This window comes from Mesorhizobium sp. M0778 (genome assembly GCF_040320105.1).
Taxonomy (GTDB): Bacteria; Pseudomonadota; Alphaproteobacteria; order Rhizobiales; family Rhizobiaceae; genus Mesorhizobium.
Genome location: NZ_JAMYPA010000004.1, coordinates 24,454 through 40,555, shown reverse-complemented (window position 1 = coordinate 40,555; position 16,102 = coordinate 24,454). Strand labels below are relative to the sequence as shown.

General features: G+C 63.7%; 17 protein-coding genes. 4 read left to right on the top strand and 13 right to left on the bottom strand.

Features of this window, described 5'->3' with window-relative positions:
* Positions 1 to 140: 140 nt before the first annotated feature.
* The 3 genes from NKI22_RS07625 to NKI22_RS07615 form a co-directional block, all read right to left on the bottom strand.
* Positions 141 to 947 carry a HugZ family pyridoxamine 5'-phosphate oxidase gene (locus NKI22_RS07625; protein WP_198030492.1) on the bottom strand — a complete coding sequence of 269 codons (807 nt, stop codon included), beginning with the start codon at positions 945 to 947 and terminating at the stop codon, positions 141 to 143.
* Entirely contained in the window at positions 919 to 1,680 is a 762-nt protein-coding gene (locus NKI22_RS07620) for a 3-hydroxyacyl-CoA dehydrogenase (RefSeq protein WP_352642757.1), read from the bottom strand. The genes NKI22_RS07625 and NKI22_RS07620 overlap by 29 nt, the downstream gene beginning before the upstream one ends.
* Positions 1,681 to 1,743: 63 nt before the next feature.
* On the bottom strand, positions 1,744 to 2,280 hold the full coding sequence (locus NKI22_RS07615) for a GNAT family N-acetyltransferase (RefSeq protein WP_352642759.1): 537 nt from the start codon (positions 2,278 to 2,280) through the stop codon (positions 1,744 to 1,746).
* Between the two features lie 272 nt (positions 2,281 to 2,552).
* On the opposite strand from NKI22_RS07615, the gene NKI22_RS07610 reads away from it, so the two are divergent.
* Positions 2,553 to 3,542, top strand: coding sequence for a glutathione S-transferase family protein (locus tag NKI22_RS07610; protein ID WP_352642761.1), 990 nt, complete (start codon positions 2,553 to 2,555; stop codon positions 3,540 to 3,542).
* A gap of 10 nt (positions 3,543 to 3,552) precedes the next feature.
* Here NKI22_RS07610 and NKI22_RS07605 read toward each other — a convergent pair whose 3' ends face one another.
* Positions 3,553 to 4,026: an ABZJ_00895 family protein gene (locus NKI22_RS07605; RefSeq protein WP_352642763.1), complete on the bottom strand. Its 474-nt coding sequence runs from the start codon at positions 4,024 to 4,026 to the stop codon at positions 3,553 to 3,555.
* Between the two features lie 93 nt (positions 4,027 to 4,119).
* Positions 4,120 to 4,617, bottom strand: a complete 498-nt coding sequence (locus NKI22_RS07600) for an NUDIX domain-containing protein (protein ID WP_352642764.1) — start codon at positions 4,615 to 4,617, stop codon at positions 4,120 to 4,122.
* A 53-nt stretch (positions 4,618 to 4,670) separates the two neighbouring features.
* On the opposite strand from NKI22_RS07600, the gene NKI22_RS07595 reads away from it, so the two are divergent.
* Positions 4,671 to 5,615: a metallophosphoesterase family protein gene (locus NKI22_RS07595; protein ID WP_352494797.1), complete on the top strand. Its 945-nt coding sequence runs from the start codon at positions 4,671 to 4,673 to the stop codon at positions 5,613 to 5,615.
* Between the two features lie 76 nt (positions 5,616 to 5,691).
* Here NKI22_RS07595 and NKI22_RS07590 read toward each other — a convergent pair whose 3' ends face one another.
* The 4 genes from NKI22_RS07590 to leuA form a co-directional block, all read right to left on the bottom strand.
* Positions 5,692 to 6,309: a hypothetical protein gene (locus tag NKI22_RS07590; RefSeq protein WP_352494772.1), complete on the bottom strand. Its 618-nt coding sequence runs from the start codon at positions 6,307 to 6,309 to the stop codon at positions 5,692 to 5,694.
* Between the two features lie 133 nt (positions 6,310 to 6,442).
* The gene (locus NKI22_RS07585; RefSeq protein WP_352817932.1) at positions 6,443 to 7,246 is read right to left on the bottom strand and encodes an alpha/beta fold hydrolase; all 804 of its coding nucleotides are present in this window, start codon (positions 7,244 to 7,246) and stop codon (positions 6,443 to 6,445) included.
* A 185-nt stretch (positions 7,247 to 7,431) separates the two neighbouring features.
* Entirely contained in the window at positions 7,432 to 9,222 is a 1,791-nt protein-coding gene (locus NKI22_RS07580) for a tetratricopeptide repeat protein (protein WP_352640741.1), read from the bottom strand.
* Between the two features lie 142 nt (positions 9,223 to 9,364).
* Positions 9,365 to 11,041, bottom strand: coding sequence for a 2-isopropylmalate synthase (leuA, locus tag NKI22_RS07575; RefSeq protein WP_352640817.1), 1,677 nt, complete (start codon positions 11,039 to 11,041; stop codon positions 9,365 to 9,367).
* Between the two features lie 591 nt (positions 11,042 to 11,632).
* Between leuA and NKI22_RS07570 the strand changes: the two genes are divergently transcribed.
* A complete protein-coding gene (locus NKI22_RS07570; protein ID WP_352640743.1) occupies positions 11,633 to 11,947 on the top strand; it encodes a nuclear transport factor 2 family protein in 315 nt (104 codons plus the stop codon).
* 19 nt (positions 11,948 to 11,966) lie between these two features.
* Here NKI22_RS07570 and NKI22_RS07565 read toward each other — a convergent pair whose 3' ends face one another.
* The 4 genes from NKI22_RS07565 to NKI22_RS07550 all read right to left on the bottom strand — a co-directional run bounded on the left by NKI22_RS07565 (position 11,967) and on the right by NKI22_RS07550 (position 14,899).
* Entirely contained in the window at positions 11,967 to 13,055 is a 1,089-nt protein-coding gene (locus tag NKI22_RS07565) for an AbrB family transcriptional regulator (RefSeq protein ID WP_352640745.1), read from the bottom strand.
* Positions 13,056 to 13,221: 166 nt separating this feature from the next.
* A complete protein-coding gene (locus tag NKI22_RS07560) occupies positions 13,222 to 13,527 on the bottom strand; it encodes a putative quinol monooxygenase (RefSeq protein ID WP_352640747.1) in 306 nt (101 codons plus the stop codon).
* A 49-nt stretch (positions 13,528 to 13,576) separates the two neighbouring features.
* Positions 13,577 to 14,374, bottom strand: coding sequence for an SDR family NAD(P)-dependent oxidoreductase (locus NKI22_RS07555; protein ID WP_023719253.1), 798 nt, complete (start codon positions 14,372 to 14,374; stop codon positions 13,577 to 13,579).
* Between the two features lie 72 nt (positions 14,375 to 14,446).
* Positions 14,447 to 14,899 (bottom strand): DsrE family protein, encoded by a 453-nt coding sequence (locus tag NKI22_RS07550; protein WP_023719252.1) that lies wholly within the window; start codon positions 14,897 to 14,899, stop codon positions 14,447 to 14,449.
* A 102-nt stretch (positions 14,900 to 15,001) separates the two neighbouring features.
* On the opposite strand from NKI22_RS07550, the gene NKI22_RS07545 reads away from it, so the two are divergent.
* Complete coding sequence (locus tag NKI22_RS07545) at positions 15,002 to 16,102, top strand: hypothetical protein (protein ID WP_352817936.1); 1,101 nt, start codon at positions 15,002 to 15,004, stop codon at positions 16,100 to 16,102.

Here is a 16,102-nt window from a genome sequence, read left to right as displayed (position 1 = left end):
ATGGGGGCAATAGCGTCGGATTCCATAGACTTTCCCTATAGATGCACGCCAGCGATTCAGCGTCACTCGCAAAGGTAGAACATTTCGCTCAAATCTCAAGGCTTGCTTTCCATGCAAGCCGATTAACTGTGCGGCTGTGATCAATTTGCCGATCGGGCAGCCTTTGCCATGTCGACCAGGACAGGCCTGAGGTCGCGTGCCGCCTGCAGCGGATTGGGAAAAAAGACCCGGCAGACATTGTCGCCGGATACGAGATCCATCCCGTCGGCGTCGAAGCCGGTGACGATCCAGCCGTCGCGCTCGGCCCCGCCGAAATGACTTGCGTAGAGGGCAATCGCATCGAGATGGTCGGCGTTCATGTGGTCGAGTGCCGATTGCTCGCCGGCGGCAAGCTCTTCAACGATTGCTCCCGTCGCGACCAGATCGGCGCGTTCGAGCAGATAGGCCTTGCCGAAGCCGCCGTTCAGGCTGGCGCGCTCCGGTTCGAGCCGGAAGATCGAGAAGTCGCCGAGCCCGGCATAGAGCTTCGCCTTGGGATTGCGGTTGAGGTAGCGCCGCTCGGCGCGGGCGTGTTCGTTCGATCCGCGTTCGAGCCGTACGGCGCGGCAGACGAGCGTCAATCGCGGATGCGCCAGCGGATCGCCCTTGCCGGGTTCGCCGACGAGCAGCGAGCAGCGCGGGTCGGCAAGGATAGCGCCGGTATGGGCGGACAGCATCGACACCAGGATCAATGGCGTGCCGTCGATGTCGGTGGCGACACCGACCCTGCTGGCCAGCGGCGAACCGGTTCCTGGCTCGAGCACTGCCAGCGCGCCGAAACGGGCGCTGCGGATCAGCGTCTTTGCCAGCCTGATCGCCTCGGCGTCGGTCGCGCGGATCACGTCTTTCCTGGGTTCGTCCAAAGCACCACCGTCGCGTTTACTTCGGCGCCATGCGGATGGCGCCATCGAGGCGAATGGTCTCGCCGTTGAGCATCTGGTTCTCGATGATGTGCAAGGCAAGTGCGGCATATTCCGAAGGCTCGCCCAAACGGGAAGGGAAGGGCACTGCCGCACCGAGCGAATCCTGCACCTCCTGCGGCATGCCGGCCATCATCGGCGTCCTGAAGATGCCGGGCGCGATGGTGCAGACGCGAATGCCGGAGCGGGCGAGATCGCGCGCCACCGGCAGCGTCATGCCGACGACGCCGCTTTTGGATGCCGAATAGGCCGCCTGGCCGATCTGGCCGTCATAGGCGGCGACCGATGCGGTGTTGACGATGACGCCGCGCTCGCCGCCCTGCAGCGGCTCGAGCTTCGCGGTCCGGTCGGCAACCAGGCGGATCATGTTGAAGGTGCCGATCAGATTGACCTCGATCACCTTGCGGTATTGGTCGAGCGGATGTGGTCCGTCCTTGCCGATCGTCTTCATGCCGATAACGATGCCGGCGCAATTGACCAGGATGCGCGGCTCGCCGAGCGTCTCAGCCACTTCCGCGACAGCAGCGGCACCGCTTTCCGCGTCGCTCACATCACATCGGACGGCGATGCCGCCGATGTCGGCCGCCACCTTGGCCGCCCGCTCGATGCCGAGATCGAGGACGGCAACCCTGGCGCCGCCGGCGGCAAGTGCGCGCGCCGTCGCCTCGCCAAGGCCGGAGCCGCCACCGGTGACGATCGCAATCTGGCCGTTCGGGTTCATCTCGACATCCTCCTCCGTGCCCAGACTATGCTGCCAAGCCACCGTGCGACAGCACCGGCATGGTCACGCCATCGCCACGATGTGCCCGCCAATCCTTGCCTGGTCGGCGTGGCAAACCTCGCCCACCAGCCTTGCCACTGCGCCCGGCACGATCTCGTGCGCCAAAAGCCGGTCGGGGTCGACCGGACGCGGCATCGAGATCTGCCCGCGCGGCAGCCTCTTGAAGCCGAGCGGGCCGTAATAGGGTTCGTCGCCGACCAGCATCACGGCCGGCGCGCCGGCGCTGGCGGCGGCTTCCAGCGCGATTGCCACCAGCCGGCGGCCGATGCCGAGGTTCTTGAAGGCCGGCTGCACGGCGAGCGGCCCGAGCATCAGCGCGCGGCCGGCGCCCGCGGCGATGCGTGTCATCCGTACCGAGGCGACGACGGTTGCGCCGTCGACGGCCACGAAGGACAAAGCCCGTTCATGCGGGCCACCTTGGCGGATCCTGTAGGCAGCAAGCACGAAACGGCCCGGCCCGAAGGCTTCGTCATTGATGGCTTCGATTTCAGGATCATGCGCCGGAGTTTCCGGCAGGTATTTCACGTCGGCAAGGCTCATGGTCTTTGCGTTCCGGTATGCGAGGAAAGGTTTGCTGCAAGCGGCAGCGTTCGCCAGTCAGCGCTTCATCAAGCGCGGGCGCTCTTTCGTCGTCGGTCGAACCGGATCAGGGCAAAGTCGAACATGCGGATTGTCCGCTAGCACCAATTTTCAGCCGCCGCAATCGGCCGGTTGCGCTCGACGACGCAGCTGTTGACGATCTGTTCAGCGCTGGCGATTTCGGCAGGTCCATTTCATGCCCTACATCAGGCAGGAACGCGAAAGGACATTTCATGGGATTGCTAGTCGAAGGCCAATGGCAGGACCGCTGGTACGATACCGGGGAGAGCGGCGGCAAATTCGTGCGGGCGCGGTCGCAGTGGCGCGACTGGGTGACCCGCCACGGCTTCCCGGCCGAAGGGCGAAAACGTGGCTTCAAGGCCGAGCCCGGCCGCTACCACCTCTATGTCTCGCTCGCCTGCCCGTGGGCGCATCGGACGTTGATCTTTCGCGTGCTCAAAAAACTCGAGGACGTGATTTCCGTCGCGGTCGTCCATCATTTCATGGGAACCGACGGCTGGACGTTCCTGGCCGAGGACGGCGCCACCGGCGACACGCTCTACGGCCTCGATTTCCTGCACCAGATCTACACCAGGGCCGATCCCGGCTATTCGGGCCGGGTCACCGTTCCCGTGCTGTGGGACAAACGCGAGCAGACCATCGTTTCCAACGAATCCTCCGAGATTATCCGCATGCTCAATTCGGCCTTCGACGAATGGGGCGATGCCAAGCTCGATTTCTATCCGCAACCGTTGCGCGGCGAGATCGATGCGGTCAATGCGCTGGTCTATCCCGCGGTCAACAACGGCGTTTACCGTGCCGGCTTCGCCACCACGCAGGCAGCCTACGAGGAGGCGTTCGGCGAATTGTTCTCGACCCTCGACATGCTGGAGGACCGTCTGTCAAGGCAGCGCTATCTCGTCGGCGGCCGCATCACCGAGGCGGATTGGCGGCTGTTCACGACATTGGTCCGCTTCGACCCGGTCTATGTCGGCCATTTCAAGTGCAATCTGCGCCGCATCGCCGACTATCCGAACCTGTCGAATTATCTGCGCGACCTCTACCAGGTGCCAGGCGTCGCCGGCACGGTGAATTTGCACCACATCAAGTCGCACTATTACGGCAGCCACGAGACCATCAACCCGACACGCATCGTGCCGGTCGGGCCTGAGCTCGACTATGGCGCGCTGCACGACCGCGACAGGTTCAGGAAGGCGGCGTGAGACCGGCGCCCTAGCGGGAGGTTTCTGAGTCCATCTTTGCCCTTCTGACGAGATCAGCTTTCAATGTGGTATTTCCAAATCGATTGGAGTAGCCGAGCGACGTTGCCAGGAACGCCACGATGCCGCCGATCATGACGATCTGGACCGACATCTGGAGCGGGATTGCGCGAAACGATCCCGACAGCAGAAGCACGGCCATTCCCAAACCCATTTCTATCAGGCTTGAGAAGCCGACCATTTTCCAGAATTCAGTGCGAGTAAAAAGCCGAGCATGTCGCTTTATAAAAACGAAATATGTCACGAATGCCGCAAAAAGTTGTATTGCGAACTGGATGCCTCTTCCACTTTTTTCCAACCTTGATGGATCTATCCCAAGGACCATTGTCGAAATTAAGGCTGTAGCAAGAATTGTTGTCACAGTAATTACCGTGTAAAGTGAGATATATAGTACGATTCTAAACCTGTCGTTTTGGCTATGTTTCATTTTTCTCTTATCGCCTAATATATATATTTCTCTCGGAGAACAATGGATGTTGCCGGCCTAAACCGAAGCAGCCAAAGCTGTTGGAGAGATGATCTACCAGTAAGGCGATGCCGAATTCCCCTCAAAAACTTCGGCAATCCGCCGCAGCGTCGCCGGTGTCGTGCCTTCCGGCAAGCGGTCGAGCGGAAAGAAGCCGGCTTCGGCGATCTCGCGGTCGGGCAGCTTGGGTGCTGGCTGGTCGAACTCCTCGACCAGATAAAGGCCGACATGATCGCGGCGGCTGGCGCGGCGGTTGAAATGCAGCGATTTCAGCACCGGCGGTCCGGTCAGCGCGATGTTGCCTTCCTCGAAGACTTCGCGCGTCAGCGCCTCGATCATCGTCTCGCCCAACTCGACGCCACCGCCGGGCAGGTGCCAGCCAGGGACATAGGTGTGGCGGATGAGGAAGACGGAATTGGAAGGGCGGTCGTGGATCAAGCCGCGCACGCCGAGCGTCATCGGCCGCCGCAGTACGAAGTACAGGTGAAACAGCCTTGCCCTGAAGCCCGGCCAGCCGGTCTGGCGCAGGGCTTGCTCCGGATCCGGCGTCATCGTCCGCGAAACCGTGAGTGGAAAGCCGCGCGCGCCTCGCCTATGAAGAAAAGATGTTCAGGCTCGCGCATATTTCCGATGTCCACCTGGGGCCGCTTCCCGATGTAACCTATCGCGATCTCGCCTCCAAGCGCGTGGTCGGTTACGTCAATTGGCAGCGTAACCGCCGCCGCCACATGCACGACGCCGTCATCGACACGATCGTCGCCGACATGAAGGCCAGCGGGCCGGACCATCTCGCCATCACCGGCGACCTGGTCAATCTGGCGCTCGACGGAGAGATCGAGATGGCCAAGCACTGGCTGGAGACGCTGGGCTCGCCCAATGACGTGTCGGTCGTGCCGGGAAATCATGATGCCTATGTGCCGGGCGCCTTCGACAAGACCTGCCGGTCCTGGGCAGCATGGATGACCGGCGACGGCGTCAATACGCCGGTCGACCGCAACACCTTTCCCTATCTGCGCGTGCGCGGCGATGCTGCGCTGATCGGCGTCTCCACGGCGCGCGCCACGGCTCCGTTCATGGCCAACGGCTTCTTTCTGGAAGGCCAGGCGGAAAGGCTGCGCGACATGCTCGACGCCACAGGCAAGCGCGGCCTGTTCCGGGTGATCATGATCCACCACCCGCCGGTGCGCGGCGCCGTTTCGCAGAACAAGCGGCTGTTTGGCATCTCGCGCTTCCACAAGGTTCTTCACCGGCACGGCGCCGAGCTTGTGCTGCACGGCCATTCGCATGTGCCGTCGCTCTTCTTCATCGGCGCCCGCAAGGCCAAAATCCCGGTGGTCGGGGTCGCCGCCGCCGGGCAGGCCCCCGGCAGTTCGCATGCGCCGGCGCAATACAATCTGCTCGACATCGACGGTGAAAAGGACAATTGGCGGATCAAGCTGACGCGCCGCGGCCTGACCGGGCCGGCATTGCCGCCCAGCGACCTGCAGACAATGGAGCTTGGCGTCGAGGCCGAGGCGTCGATGGCTAGAGTAATTCCAGGAAAAGTGTGAAACGGTTTTCCGTCCGGAATTGCGTCAAAACAAAGAGATAGAGCCGTTCAGCGTTTCCGTGAAACGCTGAACGGCTCTAGAAGCTGATTTTCATTGCGACGATGCGGTCCCAGAACAGCACGAGCGAAATCGCCAGGCCGACCAGGGCGCCGGCGGCGATCAGGCCCAGGCCCGAGAAGAAGGCCGACCAGCCGTTGCTGCGCGCAGGGACATGCAGCGGCGGCTCGGCCTCCGCCACCAGGGCGCGTTTCAGGCCGGCGACGGCCTGCTCGATGCCGCCTTCCATCATCCTCTGGCGTTCGACGACGCGCTCGGCGACATAGCGCGTCACCTGATCGGCAACGACCTTCATCTCGGTCGACTCGGCGAGCACGACGCGGCCGATGCGCGTGTCCTTGAGAAAGCGGTAGGTGCGGCGGTCGCGTCCCATGGCGACATGGCTGACGGCGTCGATCCACAGCCTTGGCTGCAGGCCGGACGAGACGGCGAAGTCGAAACTGTCCATGTCGGTGGGTACGTCGCCGAACACCGGGGCGAGTTCGGCGGCAAGCAAATCGAGCCGCATGCGATGCGCTTCGCGCATGTCGACGACGACGTCGTCGCGGTCGGCGAAGGCGTTCTTGACGTCGCGAATGGCATCGGACAGTTTTCGCGACTGATCGATCTGAGTGATGTTCTCGCCTGCATCCTTCATCGGCGTTGCCTCGCGGGTTTGGTTAACACCGAATTAACACAGCCGCCGGCAAAATGCACTTGCGAGATCGATGGGTGGGCAAGGGTTCGCTGGAGCAGCACCAGCGCCGCCGCCGTGCCTGTGCGAAGACCGATCAGCTCGCCGCAGCGGCGAATCCCGGACGAAGCCGCCTGCTGCGGCGTCGCATATTGCGACGGATGGCCTCGGCGATCAGGCCGGGCGCTTCCTCGACCAGCATATGGCCGGCTTCCAGCACGTGGTGCAGATGAAAACGCTTCGGCAGGCCGTCCGCTTGGCTGACAGGCAGCACCGCGTCGTCCGTCCCCCAAACCACCATCACCGGCATGTTCAGCGTTTCAAGCCGCTCGCTCGGGATGACACCTTGCCGATCATCCCTGGTCATTGCAGCTGCGAGCTCGACAAGTGTCCCCAACTGGCCGGGACGCTGGCGCATCTCGTTGAGGAGATCGACCCGGTGCTGCGGGGGGTGGCTTTGCGGTCCCGACATGGCGGCAAGGCAGGCGCGGATTTCGTCGGTGCCGGCAGCGGCGGCGTAGCGGCGCAGCAGCGGGCCATTGATCTCAGGACCAAGACCGCCCGGTGCCAACAGCGTCAGCGAGGCCATTCTTTCGGGCTCGCTCAATGCCATCAGGGCGGCCACGGCGCCGCCCATCGAATGGCCGACGAGATGGGCCCGCTTTATCCCGCGTGCGGAAAGGTCCGCAAGGACGGCACTGGCTGCGATCCTGGCCGGACCGCTGTCCGGAAAATCGAGCGACAGCCCGTGAGCCGGCAGATCATAGGCCAAGGTCCGCGCGCCGGGCGCCAGGGACGCGACCACATCGCGCCAGTCGTCGTGGCAGCCACCGAAGCCATGCAGGAAGACAATCGTCGTCGGGCCGGTGCCCCGTTCGGCAGCGTAAAGGGATCGGGTCATGCAAACTTAATGGGTTTGTGCCGGGATCAGTCCGGATGCCGGGGGGATCAGTCTTTGTGCCGCGATTGGTCTTTATGCCGCGATGGGTTTGGGCCGGTTCAATCGTGTCTGAATTGCGCTTTGGCCGTGCGGATGGCCAGTAAAATTTTCGCGATCAGCTGACGTCGTTCGCGCGCCGGAAGACGTCAGCTGGCACCGCCAAGCCCGGCGGCGCGCAGGGCCTCTACCAGCCGGTTGGTCAGATCGGCGGGATATCTTCGCTCGACGAACGTTGCACGCGGATCGGCTGCGAATTTCGGGAATTTGGTCGTCAGTTCCTGCAGCAGCCTGCTTGCCAGCTTTTCGCGGCCGGCAGCGTTGGCACCGATCAGCCGCGCCGCCAGATAATGCGATTTCATTTCCGTCGTTCGCAAGCCGTCGCTGGCAAGCGTCGCCTTGTTCATGTCGCCCATCATGAACTCTCCTGCGAACAGCCCGTAATCCCACCATGTCGGATGGGCGCTGGCGATATCCACCGCGTGAGCAAGGATCGGGGTGCCCTCGCTGTACCTGCCGGCGAAAACGAGCCCGTAGCCATAGGCGGCGGCCATTGCGAGATCGTAAGGATTGAGTTCGTAGGCCTTGCGCATCCAGCGGATCGATTCCTCGGAATTGCCGATGCGCGAATTGAGATAACCAAGGGCGCGGTGCGCATAGGGGCTGGTGGGGCCCATCTGGATGGCGCGATGGGCAAACATCATCGCCTTTTCCATTGTCGCGTCGGCGGGGTAGGGGTAATGGTCGGTGACCGCCTCCAGATGCAAGGACGCGAGTTCCGAATAGACGAGCGACGACTTCGCCTCCCGGTTGGCAAGATCTTCGAGGCAGCGGTAGGCGGCTTCGTGCGTCTGCGCGTTCTGGTCGAGATAATATTTGCCGTTGAGCACCAGACACGCCGTCAGCCCGGTCTGGATGCCGCTCTGCTCGATGTAATTGTAGATCGTGCCCGAGGCGGGAAGAGCCGAGCTCAAAATGCCGGAGATTTGGTCCTCGATAGCGGTGTTTGCGCTGTCGCCGGCGGTCAGGTTGCGTGACAGCAGCACGCGGCCGGTCGCCACGCTCTGCAGCTCGAGCATAGTGTCGCCGCTGCGCGGCCCGGGCAGGACATCGAACACGAAGCTGGCGGCGTCGGTAAGTGGATCGGGCGGGCTGTCGGCATCACGACCGATGAAGTTGATGGTATCGAAGCCGCTAAGGCCGGCGCGCAGCGATGCGGCAACGCGGCGAGCCAGGTCGCTGTCGGCCTTGATGGTGATGTAGATTTGGGGGAGGTTTTCAACTGGAGGGGCCGCTATGCTGCCGGTCGCCACCGCGGTCTCGACCGCCGTGTCGCCGCCGGTCAGCAATACCACGCTGCCCTGGCGAAGGATCAGCACACCCAGCATGAGGATGACCAGCGCGATCGCCAGCCAGAAGAACTGCAAATGGCGCTGCAGTGACGGTGCGGCGGGGGTGAGCGCTGGAACGCTCAGCAACGCAGCCGGATGTGCCCGGTTGCGGGCATCCTCGAGCGATCCGGGCGGGGCGGTTGTCGCCGCGTCCTCTGTCGCCGGCTGCGGCTTGCTCTCTGCCTCGGCCTCCGCCGGCAAGCGAATGGCATTGAGTTCGTAGGATGGAACATAGCCGCCGCGCGGAATGGCGATGCGAACCGGTTCGGCAACGCCCTCGTTGGCGAAGTACTGCTGCAGCAGCTCGCGCAGCCTGCCGGCCTGCACCCGCACCACCGCATCGGTCGACGGATCGAAATCGCCGTCCTTGCCGAAGACGTCCATCGCTATAGAGAAGCCCTTGAGCCTATCGGCTTCGCCTGCCTGCTCGCGCTCGACCAGGTAGCGGAGCAGCTTGCGCGCGCGCTCGGATCGTCCGAACGTTTCGCTGGCAAGCAATCGCTCCAACGTTTCGCGCACTGCGGGGGCGGCAGGCGTGGTATGCTGCAAGTGTCGATCCCTTCGAATTCGGCACAGGTTGAGGTACGATCATATAGCGCTGGCGCCGCCTTACAAGCATGTGCTTATGGTGCGATAGCGTACCCACCGGATAAATATCCGGTGGCTGATGGCGCGGGCCTGGCAGTTTCGGCTAGCCGCCCTTCCGGCCGACGATGCGGTTGGCGGCCGAAACCACGGCTTCGAGCGAGGCGGCGACGATATTGGTGTTGATGCCGGCGCCGAACAGCTTGCCGCCCGGATGTTCCATCTCGACATAGGAAATGGCCGAGGCATTCGAGCCGCGCTGCATGGAATGCTCGGAATAATCGAGCACCGACATCGGCACCCCGACGTGGCGCGACAGCGCATCGACGAAGCCGTCGATCGGGCCAGTACCGGTGCCGGATATGGTCACCTCCTTGCCCCCGTCGAGGATCACCGCTTCGACCACACGCCGGCCCTTGACCTCGGTGTCGGGGTAGGTGTGGTGGTCGAGGAACTTCAGCCGCGCGCCGGGCTGGTCGACATAGGTGTCGAGAAAGCGCTCGTAGATGCGCTTGGCCGGCACCTCCTTGCCTTCGGCGTCGGTGATCGCCTGGATGGCCTGGCTGAACTCGATCTGCAGGTTGCGCGGCAGGTTGAGGCCGTAATCCGCATGCAGCACATAGGCGATACCGCCCTTGCCGGACTGCGAGTTGATGCGGATGATGGCTTCGTAGCTGCGGCCGACATCGGCCGGGTCGATCGGCAGGTAGGGCACCTCCCAGTGCGGCGTGTTGGCCTTGCGCAGCGCCTTCATGCCCTTGTTGATGGCGTCCTGGTGCGAGCCGGAAAAGGCGGTGTAGACGAGCTCGCCGACATAGGGATGGCGCTCGGGGATCTTCAGCTGGTTGGAGTATTCGTAGACGTCCTTCATGCGGTTGATGTCAGAGCAGTCGAGCCCGGGATCGACGCCTTGCGTGTACATGTTGAGCGCCAGCGTGACGATGTCGACATTGCCGGTGCGCTCGCCATTGCCGAACAGCGTGCCTTCGACGCGGTCGGCGCCCGCCATCAGGCCGAGTTCGGTGGTGGCGATGCCGGTGCCGCGGTCGTTGTGCGGATGCAGCGAGATCAACAGGTTCTCGCGGTTGTCGAGATTGCGGCACATCCATTCGATGCGGTCGGCATAGATGTTGGGCGTCGACATCTCGACCGTGGAGGGCAGGTTGATGATCAGCTTGTTTTCCGCCGTCGGCTGGACGATTTCGGTGACGGCGTTGCAGATCTCCAGCGCCACTTCGAGCTCGGTGCCGGTAAAACTCTCCGGCGAATATTCAAAACGATAGCCGCCGCCGGCCTTCGCCGCCATGTCGGTGATCATCTTGGCCGCATCGGTGGCGATCCGCTTGATGCCGGCGACGTCTTTCTCGAAGACGACGCGGCGCTGCAGCTCGCTGGTCGAATTGTAGAAATGGACGATCGGGTTGGTGGCACCCTTGAGCGCCTCGAAAGTGCGGGTGATCAGTTCCGGCCGGCACTGCACCAGCACCTGCAGCGAGACGTCGGTGGGCACGTTGCCTTGTTCGATGCACCAGCGGGCGAAATCGAAGTCGGTCTGCGAGGCCGACGGGAAGCCGATCTCGATCTCCTTGAAGCCCATGTCGAGCAGCAGGGCGAACATGCGCGCCTTGCGTTCCTGGCCCATCGGATCGATCAGCGCCTGGTTGCCGTCGCGCAGGTCGACCGAGCACCAGATCGGCGCCTTGTCGATCACTCTCGAAGGCCAGGTGCGATCGGCAAGGCCGACGGTCGGATAGGGCTGGTATTTGCGGGCGGCGTCCGGCATGCCCTTTACCGCAGGCTTGCTGATTTCCTCTACATTCAGGCGGATATCTTCTCGTGCGTTCATCGTCGTTTCTCCCGGCGGCTCGCGGATCCAGCTTCAGGCGGATTGGTGGCGAGCGGCGCCTTTACCAGAATTTCGTTCGCTTGATGTGACGTGCCAATTTGTGACTGGCCAAGGAGCGTGCGCGTGAGCGGCAATTCGACCGCCGGGCGCTCCTTCAGCGAACCCGGCGATCGCCGATAAGGCCGAGAAGCAGCAGGGTGGAGGCAAGCGCGCGAACGGTCTGGCCGGCAATGCCGGTCGGGCGGGACGCAAAAGAGGTGGCGCGCGGGCTCATGGCGGATTTCATACAGGAGCGGGCAAAGCGAGGCAAGTGGGAGCCTCGCCGTCGCAGAAGCTGCCGATCTCCCCCCGCAAGGGGGAGATTGGATGTCGCCTTGGTTTTCGCCAACATTCAAAGTTGAGGGTGGGGCAACTTTGTTCTTGCTTTGTGCCGGCAGCTATGCTACTAATCTGGCTATGGTGCTGATTGGCGCCGAGGACCCGCCGTCGAGGCGGGTTTTTTATTTCCGGCACCTCCCAGGAGGAAACATGACCACACCCGATCCGATCCGCCGCTTTGTCGAAGCCACCAATGCCGGCGATAGCGAAGCCTTCCTGGACAGTTTCACGCCCGACGCCTTCCTGAGCGACTGGGGCCGGTCGTTCAAGGGCCGCGAGCAGATTGCGCGCTGGAACCAGTCGGACAATATCGGCGTGCAGTCCAGGCTCAGCATCGTTCGCGTTGCTCCGGCGGGCGAGAGCTATCACGTGCGCATTGCCGTCACAGGCAACGGCTTCAACGGCGAGGGCGACATGGCGTTCACCCTGGACGGCGAGCGCATCTCCAGCCTGGTGATCAGCTGACGCGCTGCCCGGCTGGTCTTTACTCCCGAAGGCTTCTCGCCACCAGCCGCGCCACGCTTGGGCCGACCAGAAGCACAATCAGGAAGCGTGCCGATTGCAGCGCCATGACGAAGGAGATGTCGACATGCTGCGCGGCGGCGGCGATGATAGCGACGCTGTCCATGCCGCCGGGGCTGGTCGCCAGATAGGCGGTCAGCGGATCGATGCCGAGCAGGCGGCTGATCAGGAAGGCGAGGCCGCCGCAAAAGACGATCAGGGCAATGATCGAGCCGACGATCTGCGGCAGCGCGCGGGCCGCGTGGCGCAAGATGGCTCTGGTGAAATTCAGGCCGATGCTCCAGCCGATTATCGTATAGCTCAAGGCGAGCAGCCAGGGCGGCAGCTGCATGGTCACGCCGAGCCCGAGATGGATCACGGTGCCGAAAATGAAGGTGCCGAGGAAAAACGGCGACGGCAGCCGGAAAAGCTTTCCGGCGAGGCCGCCGACCAGCGCCACGCCGAATGTTGCGGCCAAGCCCTGCGGGTCGACCGGCGGGAACCAGACGATGGCCGGCACCTCGATGCCTGAGGTGTCGACCCAAAGCTTGGCCACCAGGGCTGCCGTCATCGAGACGCAGATGACGCGCAGATAGAGCATGAAGGCGACGAGGCGCTGGTCGGCGTCGAAGGCACCGGCCATCAGCACCATGGCGGTGGCGGCGCCCGGCGACGAGCCCCAGACCGCGGTGGTGCCGGGCAGGATGCGCCAGCGGCTGATCAGCCAGCCGAGCAGGCTGGATGCCGCGACGGTCGCCATCACGACGCCGAGGAATAGCGGCCATTCCTTGTAGAAGACGGGAAAGATATCGGCCGAGATGGAACTGGCGATCAGGCAGCCGACGACCGCCTGGGCGGAGCCGAACAGAACCCGCGGCACGCGCACCGTGGCGCCGTTGGTGCCGGCAGCGATGGCAGCCAGCATCGGCCCGATCAGCAGTGCGGCGGGCAGGTTGGCGAGTTCCAGCGCGCCGGCAAACAGCACCGAGACCACCACCAGGACCGGCCACTGCCAGCCCTTGTGGATCCGCGCCAGATGCTCGATGGCCGGCGGGTTCGGGGAAGAATCCATAGATCGGCTCTTAGACCGGTCGCGAAAAAATGCGAACCCTTTTTGCGGGGGGAAAAGGGCTTGGGTGGTAATAGGACCACGAAGGCCGAAGTGACATTCAATCTCCCACTTGAGGGGGAGATGGCCGGCAGGCCAGAGGGGGGCGCTGTCCCGCCGGCCTCTCCCTCTATTCCGCCTTCGCCGGCAACCCAAACCCACCAACAGGATGCGTCTCCACCTGGAACTCGAACCCGGCGATGATCGGCCGTGCCTTGGCGATTGCCGCCTGGACTTCGGGCAGCTGCAGCGAAGCCTTGTGGCTTTCGGCGTCGGTCCACACTTCGGTCACCCAGATCGCGTCGGCGTCGGCCGGGTCGGTGGCGATGATGTAGTTCAGGCAGCCGGGCATGGCGCCGGTGCTGGCGAGCAGGACCTCCATGACCGCGTCGCGCTGGCCGCGCGTCGCCCGCATCTTGCCGATCAGTCCGTACATTCGCTTTGCTCCGTTGAGATTACGCAACCAGGAGTATGCAGTTCGCCGTCTACGGCATCAACTGGCCGCCATTCACCTCGATCACCTGGCCGGTGATGTAGCCGCTCAACAGATCGGAGGAGAGGAACAGATAGGCGCCAACGCAGTCCTCGGCGGTGCCGGCGCGGCCCTGCGGGATGGTGGCGATCATGCCTTTCATCTGGTCGTCGGTCGAGTAGCGCTCGTGGAAAGGTGTCGCGATCGTGCCGGGCGCCACCGCGTTGACGCGGATGTTGAAACCGATCAGCTCCTTGGCCATGCCGCGCGTGACGTTGGAGACGAAGGCCTTGGCGGAGCCGTAAAGGCCGGCGCCGCCACCGGCGCCGTTGCGCGCGGCGATCGACGAGGTGTTGACGATGAAGCCGCCCTGCCGCTTCAGCCATGGGATTGCCTTGCGCGAAGCTGTCAGCACGGAACGCGCGTTGAGGTCCATCACCGCGTCGTAATGCGCCTCGGTCTGCTCGGCATAGGGCACGCGGCCGAGCATGCCGCCGGCATTGTTGACGAGGCCGTCGAGCCGGCCGAAATGTTGCGCACTGTCCTCGACGACGCGCTCGACATCGGCGGGGATCGAGAAATCGCCCTGGGTCAGGAACACGTCGCCGCCACCGTTGCGAATGGTCGCCGCCAGGTTTTCGGCAGCCACCCGGCTCGAATTGTAGTGCAGTGCGACGCGACATTTCTGCGCGGCGTAGGCAAGTGCAAGCGCCGCGCCGATGCCGGTCGACGCGCCGGTGACCAGCACCGCCTTTCCGGCAAGGTCGGGGATGACCAGAGAGGGGCTGACAAGGGTGGTGGTGGCTGGCACGTCTATTCCTCCGGGGGACTCGGCCTGCTCTTCGTAGGCCCTCGCAGTCCTCGCGTTCAAGTCCGTAAAAGCCTATGGCCTGAGATAGGCGTAGCCCTGGCGCTGCAATTCGGCGAGCTTGACGACACCGCCTCTGTCGGCGGCATGGAAGCCGTCGAGCAGGTCGGCCAGGCCGATATCCATGCCGTGCATGGTGTTGGCGCAAGCGTGCGGGCTGAGCCCATCCTGGACAAGGCCGGCGAAACGCCCGGAAATGGCGGCGGATATGCCCTTCGACTTGAAGGCGGCAAGTGCTGGGCCGTGCACGACAAGCGCGATGTCGACCTTGCCGTCGGTGCCTTCGAAGTGGTTCTTGATGTTGCCGAGCACGAAATTGACCTTGTCGAGATCGCTGAGGTGATAGGCGACCTTTTGCCTTTCCTCTTCGACGGGCTTGACTTCAATGGCTGCCGCCTTGGTGGGGCGCAGCCCAAAAAGCCCGGCGGCCCCGGCAAGACCGACGCGGAAAATATCGCGGCGTCGCATGGCTTCATCTCCCATTTAGCCGGCCCGCGCAAATTGCGTGGCCTCGGCCTCGATCCTAGCATAAATTGAAGCCACGTCTTGTCGGGGCAATGGAGGGGTAGCATGACGTCGAGAACCATAATGGGGACCATTGTGGGCGCCGGGCTTGGGGTTGCCTTGCTTGCCGCCGTCGCCGGCACTGCTTTCGCCGACGACACGCTCAAACTCACCGAGCTCAGCCCCGACGGCAAGGACGCCTGTTTCGGCCGCGTCTACGACGCCGCGCATCTCAAGTCGCATCCGCACCAGAAGGTGGCGCGCATCTTCTTCTATTACGGCCGCGATCCGGTCAGCCGGCCAAACGAGGAGCCAAGCACCGGCATCGATTCCTCCTACAATGGCTTCATGGCGACGACGGTACGCGGCGCCGAGGCGCCGGAATGGCTCGGCGGCTGGTGCAGTCATGAGTCGGAGGACGGCAAGACCGGCCCGATCCGCTGCGGCATGGACTGCGATCGCACCATGGCTTCGCTGAAGGTCGACGACAAGGGCCGGCTGATCGTCTCGGACGTGCAGCCCGACCTCTATCTCGACGCCGGATCGGAAGACGAGCTCGGGGAGGCGGAGTACGAACGGCAGGCGTTGGGCAAGGACGACAACGGCTTCAGGCTCGATCCGATGCCGGCCGCGACCTGCAAGGCGGAGTTCGCCCGCATCGACCCGATCGATCCGGCACTTGGCCCGCCATTGCGCGAGCGGCTGAAGCCGGACCAGGCCTTCTGCTACGGGCGTGACTACGATGCCGCGCATCTCGGCTCGCATCCCGATCAGCTGACCCAGACGATCCGGGTTTTCCGCGGACCGGTCGAGCTGGCATCCTTCGCCAAGGGCGGCGACCTCGCCAATTGGCCGAGCGGCGCAGACATCGCCGTTTCGGTTACCACGCGGCAGAAATCGGCCAAGGTCACGCAGGTCTATAACTGCCAGGGCGAGGGCGACCAGTGGCGCTGCGCGGCGAGCGCGAAGACGGGTGGTGCCTCCTGCGATATCGCGCAAAAGGAGATTTTCCTCCGCCGCGGCGCCAACGGCACGATGATGCTGGCCAACCCAAACAGCGGCCTGCCGATCGTCGATCTGTGCTCGAAGGCGGCGGAAGGCGACACCAGCTCCGACGACAAGGTCTACCGGCTGGAGCCGATGCCGCAGGCCGCCTGCGGGCCTTGA

Excerpts from the sequence above, each read along its gene's own strand:
- NKI22_RS07625 (WP_198030492.1), bottom strand. The coding sequence starts at position 947 with ATGGCGCCATCCGCATGGCGCCGAAGTAAACGCGACGGTGGTGCTTTG.
- NKI22_RS07620 (WP_352642757.1), bottom strand. The coding sequence starts at position 1,680 with ATGAACCCGAACGGCCAGATTGCGATCGTCACCGGTGGCGGCTCCGGC.
- NKI22_RS07615 (WP_352642759.1), bottom strand. The coding sequence starts at position 2,280 with ATGAGCCTTGCCGACGTGAAATACCTGCCGGAAACTCCGGCGCATGAT.
- NKI22_RS07610 (WP_352642761.1), top strand. The coding sequence starts at position 2,553 with ATGGGATTGCTAGTCGAAGGCCAATGGCAGGACCGCTGGTACGATACC.
- NKI22_RS07605 (WP_352642763.1), bottom strand. The coding sequence starts at position 4,026 with ATGAAACATAGCCAAAACGACAGGTTTAGAATCGTACTATATATCTCA.
- NKI22_RS07600 (WP_352642764.1), bottom strand. The coding sequence starts at position 4,617 with ATGACGCCGGATCCGGAGCAAGCCCTGCGCCAGACCGGCTGGCCGGGC.
- NKI22_RS07595 (WP_352494797.1), top strand. The coding sequence starts at position 4,671 with ATGTTCAGGCTCGCGCATATTTCCGATGTCCACCTGGGGCCGCTTCCC.
- NKI22_RS07590 (WP_352494772.1), bottom strand. The coding sequence starts at position 6,309 with ATGAAGGATGCAGGCGAGAACATCACTCAGATCGATCAGTCGCGAAAA.
- NKI22_RS07585 (WP_352817932.1), bottom strand. The coding sequence starts at position 7,246 with ATGACCCGATCCCTTTACGCTGCCGAACGGGGCACCGGCCCGACGACG.
- leuA (WP_352640817.1), bottom strand. The coding sequence starts at position 11,041 with ATGCCGGACGCCGCCCGCAAATACCAGCCCTATCCGACCGTCGGCCTT.
- NKI22_RS07570 (WP_352640743.1), top strand. The coding sequence starts at position 11,633 with ATGACCACACCCGATCCGATCCGCCGCTTTGTCGAAGCCACCAATGCC.
- NKI22_RS07565 (WP_352640745.1), bottom strand. The coding sequence starts at position 13,055 with ATGGATTCTTCCCCGAACCCGCCGGCCATCGAGCATCTGGCGCGGATC.
- NKI22_RS07560 (WP_352640747.1), bottom strand. The coding sequence starts at position 13,527 with ATGTACGGACTGATCGGCAAGATGCGGGCGACGCGCGGCCAGCGCGAC.
- NKI22_RS07550 (WP_023719252.1), bottom strand. The coding sequence starts at position 14,899 with ATGCGACGCCGCGATATTTTCCGCGTCGGTCTTGCCGGGGCCGCCGGG.
- NKI22_RS07545 (WP_352817936.1), top strand. The coding sequence starts at position 15,002 with ATGACGTCGAGAACCATAATGGGGACCATTGTGGGCGCCGGGCTTGGG.